Genomic DNA, 12,096 nt, shown 5'->3' with positions numbered 1-12,096 from the left:
GGTGCTTCTACTAGACGTTCGTGTGGACGGGGGTGCGTTCGGAGGCCGAGTCGCCGCGCGAGGTGGCGCGGCGGATCAGCAGGTAGAGCTCGCAGCCAAGGCAGAAGCCGAAGGCCGCGTTCAGCAGCGCCGCGACCAGCGCCAGGCCGGTCGCGATCGCCCCGAGCAGGGGGGCGCCGGCCAGGTAGCCGACGAGGCCGACCAGCGCGAAGACCAGGCCGACGGCCTGGGCGAAGCGCGGCGGCTGCGGGTCCTCGAGGTGCGCCGGCGCGGCGAGACGCGGACGGACCAGGTGCTTGAACAGGTACGCCGCCGGGGCCCGCTGAACGCCGAGGGCGACACCGGTCGCGAACAGGACCGCCTGGACCGCCAGCAGCACGACCCCGGCGGCACCGGGAGCGGTGAGCAGCACCAGGGCCAGCACGACGCTGGTCAGGATGGCGTTGAACTGGGGTCCGCGCGGGTCGATCTGGCCTGCGGGGCTAGCGGGCGCTGACATGACTCTCCTTCGATGTCCTGGCGCGACGGGGAACGGGCGCTCGTGACGGGGCCGGTGCAGGACGACGCAGGAGCGCGTCCGGGCAGGGTGGGGCGACCGTCAGGACATTCGACACAGCGACGAGCGCACGCGGCAGTGGTCCACCGCGCGGCGCTTCGTGAGCATGGTCGAGGTCATGGGGTCGAGCATGGCAGCCGAGGCAGCGAGCCCCGAACTTCCGTCTCGGAATGTGGATGGTGGGTCCAATGGATGGACACCGGTCACGACGGGTCTCCGGCGACGGCACCGGCCAGGGCCGTCAGCACCTGGTCCTTGGTCGGAGCCCCGGAGGCCCGGGTCACCTCGCGGCCCGAGGCGTCGAGGACGAGCGTGGTGGGCGTGCGCATGATCCCGAGGCGGCGTACGACGTCCAGGTGCTGCTCGGCGTCCACCTCGAGGTGGGCGACCCCGGGCGTGGCGCTGGTGACGTCCTCCAGCACCCGACGGGTGGCGCGGCACGGGGCGCAGAAGGCGGAGGAGAACTGGAGGAGCGTCGCGCGATCCCCCAGGTCCTCGGACCACGGGGTGTCGCTGAGGACGGACTGCTCGCGCGGGGCCTCAACTGCGTCCTCGGCGCCCGTCACGGCGCGGGTGCCGCGGAAACGGCCGTCGGTGGCGGCGCGGTAGGCGCCGAACGACAGGGCCGCGACCACGGCGACGACGAGGACGATGGCTCCGGTGCTCATGAGGGGGTCAACGTGGGGGGCGGGTCGGTTCTTCCCCCGGGTCTCGACGACGGGCCTGGCGGCCCTGCTCGACCAGCGAGGGCCTAGCCGCCGGCGAAGGGCGGGAGGAACTCGACGTTCTCCCCCGGGCGCACGACGACCTCTTCTGGGTCGCTGGTGGTGACGGGGCGGTCGCCGACCATGACCGCGCAGCAGGCCAGCACCTCGCGGAAGCGGGGGGTGTCGTGGGCCTGCCGGGCCCGGGCCAGCAGGTCGGCCAGGGACACCGGGCCCGACACCTCGACGGTGTCGGTGTCGGTGCCGGCTGCGGCGCGCGCCGAGGCCCAGTAGCGGAGCGTGACCTGACCCCCACCCGGAGCGTCGACCAATCCACCCGTCGACACGGCATCCGAGGAAGACGTCATGTCCCCTATCCTTGCACCCTGGAACACGGGGACACCATCAGCGTCGATGGCCCCCACCTGACCGCCGCGGGACTCACCAGGAGGTGCCATGGGCACCGTGCTGCTCCTCACCAAGGCACTGCAACCCTCCGCCGAGGTGCTCCCCGGCCTCGCGCTGCTCACCCACCAGGTCAAGATCCTCCCGGCCGAGGGCAGCGCCCTGCTCGAGGCCCCGGACCACGACCTGCTGATGGTCGACGGACGCCGTGAGCTCGCCCAGGCCCGCGACCTGTGCCGCCTGATCCGCACCACCGGCTCGCAGCAGCCCGTGCTCCTGATCGTCACCGAGGGCGGCCTCGCCGTGGTCGCCGCCGACTGGGGCATGGACGACGTGCTCCTCGAGACCTCCGGCCCCGCCGAGATCGACGCCCGCATCCGGCTGGCCCTGGGCCGCCTCGCGGCCCGCCACGACGCCGACGACCCCGAGTCCCACATCATCCGCTCCGGCGAGATCGTCGTGGACGAGGTCACCTACACCGCCAAGCTCGGCAAGCGCGTGCTCGACCTGACCTTCAAGGAGTTCGAGCTCCTGAAGTACCTCGCCCAGCACCCCGGCCGCGTCTTCACCCGCGACCAGCTGCTCCAGGAGGTCTGGGGCTACGACTACTTCGGCGGCACCCGCACCGTCGACGTGCACGTGCGCCGGCTGCGCGCCAAGCTCGGCGTGGAGAACGAGTCGCTGATCGGCACCGTGCGCAACGTCGGCTACCGGTTCGTGCTGCCGCCCCGAGACGGCAGCGACCGCAGCGACGCCCCCAGGACAGGAGCACCGACCCGATGACCCGCGTGACCCAGATCGACCCCGCCGAGTTCGACTGGGCCGCGGAGACCGGACCCGCCGCCGACGTGCGCCGGATCGCCCGCGCCGCCACGGCTACCGAAGGCACCAGCACGCTCAACGAGCAGGCCGTCCTCCAGCTGAAGAACCGCGGCCTGCGCGACGCCGAGCTGTGGCTCGCCCACCCTGACAGCGGTGACGCCCCCGCCTGCGGCTTCGCCTTCCGCCACTCCGGCGACGTCCTCGACCTCGCGGTGCACCCCGACTCCCGTGACGCGGGCGTCGGCACCGCCCTCGCCCGCGCCGCGCTCCCGGCCGGTCGCCGCGTCGACCTGTGGTCCCACGCCGACCACCCGGCCGCCGCCCGCCTGGCGGAGCGGATGGGCGTCCCCCGCGAGCGCGAGCTGGTCATCATGCGGCGCTCCCTGGCCGACGACCTGATGCCGGTGGTGGAGCCCGACCGTGTCACCATCCGCGGGTTCCGCGACGGTGACGAGGAGGCGCTGCTGGCCGTCAACGCCAGCGCCTTCGCCCACCACCCCGAGCAGGGCCACATGACGCTCGAGGACTTCCGCGAGCGCCAGGGCGAGTCGTGGTTCGACGCCGAGGGCCTGCTGCTGGCGGTCCCGAGCGAGGTCACCGCCGGGCTCCCCCCGCTGCTGGGCTTCCACTGGACCAAGGTCCACGACGACGAGCAGCCGGCGTACGGAGAGGTCTACGTCGTCGCGGTCAACCCCAAGGCCGCCGGCCGCGGGCTGGGCACCGTCCTGACCCTGGCCGGGCTGCACCACCTCAAGGGGCGCGGGATGGACTCGGTGCTGCTCTACGTCGACGGCGACAACGCGCCGGCCGTGGCCGTCTACACCAACCAGGGCTTCGAGGTGGAGCGGGTCGAGGTGCAGTACCGCGGGGTGTCGCAAGGTTGACGGCACCGTTCCTGGTGACCGGTGGAGCCGGGTTCGTCGGCTCCAACTTCGTGCGCCACCTCGTCGAGCACACCGACGCCCGCGTGCTCGTGCTGGACCAGCTCACCTACGCCGGGGACCGGCGTACGTTGGCCGACCTCGACGCCTCGCGGGTCTCGCTCGTGGTGGGCGACGTCGCGGACGCCGAGCTGGTCGAACGGCTGGTGGGCGAGATGGCCTCCGAGGACGGGGTGGTCGTGCACTTCGCGGCCGAGTCGCACAACGACCGCTCGCTGGCCGACCCGACGCCGTTCGTCCACACCAACCTGGTCGGGACGTTCGCGCTCCTGGAGGCCGTGCGCCGCCACGGCGTGCGGCTGCACCACGTCTCGACCGACGAGGTCTACGGCGACCTGGAGATCGACGACCCGGGTCGCTTCACCGAGGCCTCGGCGTACGCCCCGTCGAGCCCGTACTCCGCCACGAAGGCCGGCTCGGACCTGATGGTGCGTGCGTGGGTGCGGTCGTTCGGCGTACGCGCCACGATCAGCAACTGCTCCAACAACTTCGGCCCCTGGCAGCACGTGGAGAAGTTCATCCCACGCCAGGTGACCAACCTGATCGACGGCGTGCGACCCCGGGTGTACGGCGACGGCGCCCACGTCCGCGACTGGATCCACGTCGACGACCACTCCTCGGCCGTGCTGCAGATCATCGAGCGGGGCCGGACCGGGGAGACCTACCTGGTCGGCGCCGGCGGTGAGCGGTCGAACCTGCGGGTCGTCCGCGCGCTGCTCGAGCTGTGGGGCCGCGACCCCGACGACTTCGACCTGGTGGCCGACCGTCCTGGGCACGACCTGCGCTACGCCATCGACGCCTCCAAGCTGCGCACCGAGCTCGGCTGGACGCCGTCGACGACCTCCTTCGAGGACGGGCTCGCCAGGACGGTCGCGTGGTACTGCGAGCACGAGGCGTGGTGGCGGCCGGCGAAGGCGGAGACCGAGGCGACGTACGCCGCCGCGGGGCATTGAGCCCGGGTTCGCCGCGCTCGACAGAATCGGTCAGGCCACCCGGGTGGCGCGGCGCCAGTCCTCCAGCACCGCGACCACCTCGGCGGCGGCGGCGTCCAGCGCCTCGACCTGGCTGGGGTGGAGGGTGCGGGGGCGGCCGTCGAGGACGCACAGGGTGCCCAGGACGAGGCCCTCGGAGGACACCAACGGGTGGCCGCCGTAGAAGCGGATGCTGCCGCGGCGACCGTCGACGAACGGGTTGCTCGCGAAGCGCGGGTCTTGGGATGCGTCGGCGACGTGGACCGTGCGCCGCTCCCCGATGATCCGGCTGCACAGGGAGTCCACGCGCGGGTGCAGGGTCGCCTCGATCCCGACCGCGGCCACCGTGCGCTGCACCGAGGCCCCGATCAGGTTGACGACCGCGACGCGCGTCCCGGCGATGGCGGCCGCCTCCTGCGCCAGTCCCAGCAGGCGCGGCGACCCCGGGCCGAGGGCGTCGTACGCCGACACCTCGCGCACGCGCTCGGCCTCGCGGCCCGCCAGGGGCAGCTCGGTGAGGGCAGATCCCTGCGGCACCTCGGTCAAACGGATCACGACAGTCCCCCCGATCTAGACGGGCTCAGTAGGGGATGAAGGTAGGCGCCTCTGGGGCTTTTTGCTCCGTATCGCCCGAATTTGGTGCCGTGGCACTAGATCGAGGTGTCGCTGAGGACCGCTGCCACGGGCTGCTCACCGGGCGGTCAGGGCTGCCCCCAGGCGCTCTCCGATCTGGTGCACGTAGAACGGGCACTCGTGGCCGGCGCCGACGACGTGCAGGAAGCCGTGGACCATCGAGTCGTAGCGGACGTGCTCGACCGCGACGCCCTGCTTCTCCAGGAGCGCGGCGTAGGCCTCGCCCTCGTCGCGCAGGGGGTCGAAGCCGGCGGTGACGACCTGGGCGGCGGCCAACCCCTCGGGGAAGTCCGTGCGCCGCAGCGCGGACGCCTCGGGGTCGGCGGGGTCGGCACCGGGGGCGAAGAAGTTGTCGCGGGCGCCGTCGAGGAAGGCCTGGGTCAGCAGCAGGCCCTCGGGACCGAACAGCTCGCGGCTGCGGCTCACCTCGACCCAGTCGGTGCCGGGGTAGATCAGCAGCTGGAGCTTCAGCGGCAGCCCCTCGGCGGCGGCGAAGACGGCCGTCGAGGCGGCCAGCGCGCCACCGGCGGAGTCACCACCGACGGCGAGCCGGTCGACGTCGGCGCCGACCTCGCGCGCGTGCTCGACCAGCCAGCGGAAGGCGGCCTTGGTGTCGTCGCTGGCCGCGGGGTGCCGGTCCTCGGGGGTGCGGCGGTAGTCGACCGAGAGCAGCTGGACGCCGGCCGCCTCGGCCAGGAACCGGCACGCGGGGTCGTGGGTCTCGAGGTCGCCGTACATCCAGCCGCCGCCGTGGAGGAACAGCATCGTCGGCGCCGCGGTCATCCGCAGGCACGCCTCGGGGGTGTAGAGCCGCGCCTTGATGGGACCGGTGGCGCCGTCGACCTCCAGGTCGCGGACCGCGCCGATCGGCTGCCGTCCACCGAGCATCCGGGTGCTGCGGACGTAGGCGTCGCGGGCGTCGCCCAGCCCGAGGGTCGCCATGTCGGGCAGCTTGGCCACCTTCTGCAGCGACAGCATCAGCTGGAGCTCGGGGGCCAGGGTCAGGCCGTCGATCACGCGCGGGCGGCCCCGCAGGCGGCGCTGCACCCGCGGCGGGAGGTTCAAGGTGGTGCGGAGCAGGAAGGACTCGAGGGCGTAGCGCAGGTCGGGCACGGGCCCCAAGGTAGGACACCCCAGGTTCACCTCGCAGTGGAACACTGGGCCCATGTCCTCCGACAGCCTCCAGCCCGCCACCGGTTCCGCCGACGACGGCCCGCTCGACCCGAGCCTGCGGGTGGTCCCGGCCGACATCTTCGACGTGGACCCGCCGTACGACCCGGCCGAGGTCGCGTTCGACACCACCGAGTTCCCCGACCGGTTCCTGGACCGCGAGCTGTCGTGGCTGCACTTCAACCTGCGCGTGCTCGAGCTCGCGGAGAACGCCGACCTGCCGCTGCTGGAGCGGGCCCGGTTCCTGGCCATCGTGGCCAGCAACCTCGACGAGTTCTTCATGGTCCGCGTCGCGGGCCTCAAGCGGCGGATCGCGGCCGGGGTCGCCGTGCGCGCCGCCTCGGGGATGATGCCGCGCGAGGTGCTGGAGCAGATCTGGCGGGTGACCGGCGAGCTGGCCTCGCGCCACGCCCACGCCTTCGCCGACCAGGTCGTGCCGGCCCTGGCCAAGGAGGGCATCGAGCTGGTCCGCTGGGACGACCTGGACCGCGAGGAGCAGAAGCAGTGCAAGCGGCTCTTCAAGGACCGGGTCTTCCCCGTCCTGACGCCGCTGGCCGTCGACCCGGCGCACCCGTTCCCCTACATCTCCGGGCTCTCGCTCAACCTGGCCGTCCTGGTGCGCAACCCCAAGACCGACAAGGAGCACTTCGCCCGCGTCAAGGTCCCGCAGACCTTCACCCGCTTCGTGCCCCTGGGCAACCAGCGCTTCGTGCCGCTCGAGGACATCATCGGCGAGCACCTCAAGCGGCTCTTCCCGGGCATGGACATCCTCTCGGTCAACACCTTCCGGGTCACCCGCAACGAGGACCTCGAGGTCGAGGAGGACGACACCGAGAACCTCCTGGCCGCCCTGGAGAAGGAGCTGCTCCGCCGCCGCTTCGGTCCCCCGGTGCGCCTGGAGGTCGAGGAGAACATCGACGAGCACGTCCTCGAGCTGCTGATCACCGAGCTCGGCGTCACCGCCGCCGAGGTCTTCCGCCTCCCCGGGCCGCTGGACCTGCGCGGGCTGCACGGCATCGCCGACCTCGACCGGGAGGACCTGAAGTTCCCCAACTTCGTGCCGGTCACCCACTCGCGCCTGGCCCCGGTCGAGTCCGCTTCGCCGGTCGACGTGTTCAAGGCGCTCGCGCGCGGCGACGTGCTGCTGCACCACCCGTACGACTCGTTCAGCACCTCGGTGCAGCGCTTCATCGAGCAGGCCGCCGCCGACCCGCACGTGCTGGCGATCAAGCAGACGCTCTACCGCACCTCGGGTGACTCCCCGATCATCGACGCCCTGGTCGACGCGGCCGAGGCCGGCAAGCAGGTGCTGGTGATCGTGGAGATCAAGGCCCGCTTCGACGAGCAGGCCAACATCCGCTGGGCGCGCAAGCTCGAGCACGCCGGCTGCCACGTCGTCTACGGCCTGGTGGGGCTCAAGACCCACTGCAAGCTGGCGATGGTGGTGCGCGACGAGCCCGAGGGCATCCGCCGCTACACCCACATCGGCACCGGCAACTACAACCCCAAGACCGCGCGGATGTACGAGGACTTCGGGCTGCTCACCACCGACGAGACCATCGGCGAGGACGTCGCCCACCTCTTCAACAACCTCTCGGGCTACAGCCGCAACGCGTCGTACGCCGAGCTGATGGTCGCCCCCGACTCCGTGCGCAGCGGCCTGGTCGACCTCATCCACGCCGAGATGGCCCACCACCACGCCGGGCGCCCCGCCCGGATCCGGATCAAGGCCAACTCGATCGTCGACGAGGCCGTCATCGACGCGCTCTACATGGCCTCGCGGGCCGGGGTGCCCGTCGAGCTGCTGATCCGCGGGATCTGCGCCGTGCGGCCGGGGGTCAAGGACCTCTCGGAGACCATCCGGGTGCGCTCCATCCTGGGCCGCTACCTCGAGCACAGCCGGATCATGTCGGTGGAGAACGGCGGCGACCCGATCGTCTACATCGGCTCGGCCGACCTGATGCACCGCAACCTCGACCGCCGCGTCGAGGTGCTGGTCAAGCTGCCCTCGGACGCCGAGGTCGACGAGGTCCGCGGCCTCCTCGACCTGGCCTTCGACGACCACACCGGCGGCTGGGAGCTCGACTCCGAGGGCGCCTGGCACCAGGTCACCTCCCCCGACGACCAGCCCCTGATCAACCTCCAGGAGCACCTGATCCGGACCCACAAGCAGCGCCGCCGCACCCGCACCACCTGAGGGGGAGGGCGGCGGCGTACGCGGCTTGTAAATCGGGGTTGGAGACGCTCCACCAGGCGTACGCCGGCCCCGCACCGTCCACGAGCCTCGCCAAGGCGACCCGTCGCGGCCTTCCCCCGACGCCCACGCGCTGCCACCCCACCTGCCGCGGAGCCGACGCCGGTCAGCAGGTGGCGAAGAGGACGGGGCCGTCGTAGAGGGCGGAGAGGACGAAGCTGTCGCTGCGCCGGGGGTGGAGGTCGAGGAGGACGTCGGAGTCGACCGCGCTGGAGCGGGTCAGGCGGAAGTCGTCGGAGAAGGAGCCGCTGCGCCCGACCGCCTGGCCCACCGCGAGGGTGGCGCGAGGGCGCAGGTTGCGGCGGGCCTCCTCGTCGGTCTCGAAGTGCTGGACGACCTGGAGCGTGCGGCTCGGCAGCATCGCCATCGTCAGCCCGGACAGCGGGGTCACGCCGCCCGCGCGCTGCACGAGCTGGTCGGCGACCTGCTGGTCGTTGTCGTCGGCCTTGCTCATCGCGAGGTCGCTGCACGCGAAGTCGCGCGTCCAGGTCATCGCGTCGGTCGGCCGACCGACGCGGGCCGCCATCGAGGACACGCCGGCGACCGAGTCGACCGTGGGGCCGTCACCCCGGGCGGCCTTCGCGGCGACCTTGGCGTACGCCGCGGTGTCGCTGGTGACCACGACGTCCTGGTCCTTGAGCAGCACGACGTACTGCAGCTCGGGGCTCAGCGTGGGGTCGAGCGCGGCGACCAGGTCCGCGCCGCCCCGCCAGACCCCGTCGGGGGTCGACGGCGCGTCGTACCCCAGCTTCCGCAACCGTCGGGCGAGCCCGTCGAAGTCGGTGCCGTCGCGCGGGCGCAGCACCATCGTGGCACCCCGCGGGGACTGCGCGTAGGCCTCCCACTGCGCCGTCGCGGGCCCGAAGCCGTACTTGCCCTCCAGCGCGGGACCCGAGCCGTCGATGCTCGAGGCGGCGGAGAGGTCGGCGTCGTAGGCCTTGGACAGGAAGGCGTCGATCCGGGAGGCGGACGGCTTCGCCCCGAGGTCGGCGTGGAGCGTGCGCCGCACGAGGTCCCAGTCGGTGAAGCTCACCCGCAGCGAGGCCGCCGGCACCAGGGCCAGCGCCTGCTGCATCGGGGTGCGGTGCGTGCGCCTCCACACCGTGTTCCCGCCCACCACGAGGGCAGCCACGACGGCCAGGACCAGGAGCGCGACGAGCAGCGTGCGGCGGCGGGGGGCTGCGGGCACGTGCTGCTCCTGGGGCGGGGTGGGCGGGGACGGAGTCTCGACGACGGGCCTCGCGGCCCTGCTCGACCGACCGGCACCGGCCCTGCTCGACCGGCGCACGACTCGGCGAGGGTAGCGCTGCAACCACACCCGGGATGGGCGAGGATGGGCGCATGGCCCCTGAACCCCTGGTCGCCTCCGGTCCCGACGTCGTCGCCGCAGGGGCCGTGGTCGCCCGCAAGGGGCCGCAGGGACGCGAGGTCCTCCTCGTCCACCGCCCGAAGTACGACGACTGGTCGTTCCCCAAGGGCAAGCAGGACCCGGGCGAGCACGTCACCACCACCGCCATCCGCGAGGTGCTGGAGGAGACCGGGGTCGAGATCCGGCTCGGGGTCCCCCTCCGCCCCCAGCTGTACGCCGTCAGCGGCGGTCGCGCCAAGACCGTGCACTACTGGGTCGGCCACGTGGTCGGCGACGACGACGTGTCGGCGTACGTCCCCAACGACGAGGTCGACCAGCTGGGCTGGTTCCGCCCGCGGGAGGCCAAGGAGCGGCTGACCTACCTCGACGACATGGACCTCCTCGAGCAGTGGCACGAGCAGCGCCGCGGCACCTCGGCGCTGGTCGTGGTGCGCCACGCCAAGGCGGTCAAGCGGGGCGACCACGACGGTCCCGACCCCCTGCGGCCGCTGAACGACACCGGCCACGCCCAGGCCCAGGCGCTCATCGGCCTGCTGCACGCCTACGGAACCACCCGGGTGGTCAGCTCCCCGAGCACCCGCTGCACCCAGACCCTCGCGCCGTACGCCGAGGAGCAGGTGCTGCCGCTGGTGGAGCTGCCCGGCCTGTCCGAGGAGAAGCACGACCCCGAGGCCGTCCGGCACCTCGTCGAGGACGCCCTGGGGACCCCGGAGCCGACCGCGGTCTGCACCCACCGACCCGTCCTGCCCGGCCTCCTCGACCTGCTCGGGGTCGACGAGGAGCCGCTCTCGCCCAGCGAGCTGGTGGTCTGCCACCACCGCGACGGGAGGGTCGTCTCGGTCGAGCGGCTGCGTCCCCCGACGAGTGCGACATAGCGGACGGCCCAGAGCCCTGACCTGGGGCTGTTCACGTGACGTACGTCTCCGCCCCGCTCAGCCGACGCCAGACGGGCAGGCAGCGTTCACCGTCCGTTCACCCGCTCCGAGCCGGTCGGACACCTGTCCTTCCTAGGTTCCCTGGTGTCCACCATCTTTGTGAACCCAGGAGCTTGAAGTGAACAGCACTTCCCTTCGTCGCGTTGCCCTCCCCGGCGTCGCCGCGCTCACCCTCGGCCTCGCCCTCTCGGCCTGCGGTGCCTCGAACGAGACGAGCTCCAGCTCGTCCTCCTCCTCTTCCTCCGCCGGCTCCACCGAGCTCTCCGGCGACCTGTCCGGCGCCGGCTCCTCGGCCCAGCAGAAGGCCCAGGAGGCCTGGTCCACCGGCTTCCAGGGCGCCCACAGCGGCGTGACGGTCAACTACGACCCGGTCGGCTCGGGTGACGGCCGCAAGCAGTTCATCGCCAAGGGCGTGAGCTTCGCCGGCTCCGACTCCTACCTCTCCGACGACCAGGGTGAGCTGACCGCCGCCAAGAAGCGCTGCGGCGGCGACCCCATCGAGGTCCCGGCCTACGTCTCGCCCATCGCGGTCATCTACAACCTCAAGGGTGTCTCGGACCTGCAGCTGTCGCCCAAGACGGTCGCCGGGATCTTCGACAACAAGATCACCAAGTGGGACGACGCCGCCATCAAGGCCGACAACCCGAAGGCCTCGCTGCCCAGCACCGCGATCACCCCCGTGCACCGCTCGGACGACTCGGGCACGACCAAGAACTTCACCGACTACCTGAGCAAGGCCTCGGGCGGCGCGTGGACCTACAAGGCCGCTGACGCGTTCCCGACCAAGGGTGAGGCCGCCGAGGGCACCTCCGGCGTCGTCACGGCCGTCACCGGTGGCAACGGCACCATCGGCTACGCCGACGAGAGCCAGGCCGGCAGCCTCGGCAAGGCCAAGATCAAGGTCGGCAGCGCCTACACCGCCCCCAGCGCCGCCGGTGCCGCCAAGGTGGTCGCGATCTCCAAGGGCGTCTCCGGTCGCCCGTCGGTCGACATGGCCGTCGACCTGGACCGCACCACCACCGAGTCGGGTGCCTACCCGATCGTGCTGGTGTCCTACCTGATCGCCTGCCAGAAGTACTCCGACGCCAGCGAGGCCGCGCTGGTCAAGAACTACCTCGAGTACGCCGTGTCCAGCGACGGCCAGGCCGCCGCCGCGAAGAACGCGGGCTCCGCCGAGCTCGACTCCTCGGTCGCCGACAAGGCCAAGGCGATCGTCGAGAAGATCTCCTGATCTCCTGACGACTCCGGGCCCCACCGGGCCCGGACCGCCCGGATGGCGTGCGGCGGATCCTCGACGATCTGCCGCACGCCGTTTGTCGGATCAGGGGTGCTGCCC

At 72.2% G+C, this 12,096-nt stretch carries 12 protein-coding genes; 6 read left to right on the top strand and 6 right to left on the bottom strand.

Features of this window, described 5'->3' with window-relative positions; translation table 11 throughout:
* Positions 1–10 precede the first annotated feature (10 nt).
* From ACYVDA_RS11145 to ACYVDA_RS11135, 3 genes are all read right to left on the bottom strand, one after another.
* Positions 11–499 (bottom strand): DUF4395 domain-containing protein, encoded by a 489-nt coding sequence (locus tag ACYVDA_RS11145; RefSeq protein ID WP_460818393.1) that lies wholly within the window; start codon positions 497–499, stop codon positions 11–13.
* 260 nt (positions 500–759) lie between these two features.
* On the bottom strand, positions 760–1,224 hold the full coding sequence (locus ACYVDA_RS11140) for a TlpA family protein disulfide reductase (protein WP_460818391.1): 465 nt from the start codon (positions 1,222–1,224) through the stop codon (positions 760–762).
* An 83-nt stretch (positions 1,225–1,307) separates the two neighbouring features.
* Positions 1,308–1,628, bottom strand: coding sequence for a MoaD/ThiS family protein (locus ACYVDA_RS11135; RefSeq protein WP_460818389.1), 321 nt, complete (start codon positions 1,626–1,628; stop codon positions 1,308–1,310).
* An 88-nt stretch (positions 1,629–1,716) separates the two neighbouring features.
* Here ACYVDA_RS11135 and ACYVDA_RS11130 point away from each other — a divergent pair, with 88 nt between their 5' ends.
* The 3 genes from ACYVDA_RS11130 to rfbB are packed head-to-tail and all read left to right on the top strand — an operon-like array spanning position 1,717 to position 4,381.
* A complete protein-coding gene (locus tag ACYVDA_RS11130) occupies positions 1,717–2,448 on the top strand; it encodes a winged helix-turn-helix transcriptional regulator (protein WP_460818386.1) in 732 nt (243 codons plus the stop codon).
* Positions 2,445–3,371: a mycothiol synthase gene (gene mshD / locus ACYVDA_RS11125; RefSeq protein ID WP_460818383.1), complete on the top strand. Its 927-nt coding sequence runs from the start codon at positions 2,445–2,447 to the stop codon at positions 3,369–3,371. The genes ACYVDA_RS11130 and mshD overlap by 4 nt, the downstream gene beginning before the upstream one ends.
* Positions 3,368–4,381: a dTDP-glucose 4,6-dehydratase gene (gene rfbB, locus ACYVDA_RS11120; RefSeq protein WP_460818381.1), complete on the top strand. Its 1,014-nt coding sequence runs from the start codon at positions 3,368–3,370 to the stop codon at positions 4,379–4,381. Before mshD ends, rfbB begins: the two co-directional genes overlap by 4 nt.
* Positions 4,382–4,411: 30 nt before the next feature.
* Here the strand turns inward: rfbB and ACYVDA_RS11115 are convergent, their stop codons facing one another.
* Together ACYVDA_RS11115 and ACYVDA_RS11110 are read right to left on the bottom strand one after the other, a co-directional pair.
* Entirely contained in the window at positions 4,412–4,954 is a 543-nt protein-coding gene (locus ACYVDA_RS11115) for a GAF domain-containing protein (protein WP_460818378.1), read from the bottom strand.
* Between the two features lie 135 nt (positions 4,955–5,089).
* Positions 5,090–6,145: an alpha/beta hydrolase gene (locus tag ACYVDA_RS11110; protein ID WP_460818376.1), complete on the bottom strand. Its 1,056-nt coding sequence runs from the start codon at positions 6,143–6,145 to the stop codon at positions 5,090–5,092.
* Positions 6,146–6,197: 52 nt separating this feature from the next.
* On the opposite strand from ACYVDA_RS11110, the gene ACYVDA_RS11105 reads away from it, so the two are divergent.
* A complete protein-coding gene (locus ACYVDA_RS11105; RefSeq protein WP_460818373.1) occupies positions 6,198–8,399 on the top strand; it encodes an RNA degradosome polyphosphate kinase in 2,202 nt (733 codons plus the stop codon).
* Between the two features lie 163 nt (positions 8,400–8,562).
* On the opposite strand, the gene ACYVDA_RS11100 is transcribed toward ACYVDA_RS11105, so the two are convergent.
* Positions 8,563–9,645: a hypothetical protein gene (locus ACYVDA_RS11100; protein ID WP_460818371.1), complete on the bottom strand. Its 1,083-nt coding sequence runs from the start codon at positions 9,643–9,645 to the stop codon at positions 8,563–8,565.
* 152 nt (positions 9,646–9,797) lie between these two features.
* On the opposite strand from ACYVDA_RS11100, the gene ACYVDA_RS11095 reads away from it, so the two are divergent.
* Positions 9,798–10,700 carry an NUDIX hydrolase gene (locus ACYVDA_RS11095; protein ID WP_460818369.1) on the top strand — a complete coding sequence of 301 codons (903 nt, stop codon included), beginning with the start codon at positions 9,798–9,800 and terminating at the stop codon, positions 10,698–10,700.
* Positions 10,701–10,878: 178 nt separating this feature from the next.
* On the top strand, positions 10,879–11,991 hold the full coding sequence (gene pstS / locus ACYVDA_RS11090; RefSeq protein WP_460818365.1) for a phosphate ABC transporter substrate-binding protein PstS: 1,113 nt from the start codon (positions 10,879–10,881) through the stop codon (positions 11,989–11,991).
* Positions 11,992–12,096: the final 105 nt, after the last annotated feature.

The organism is Nocardioides korecus (assembly GCF_054778395.1).
The sequence above is the reverse complement of the archived record's forward strand: the minus strand, read 5'-3'. Positions and strand labels throughout refer to the sequence as shown.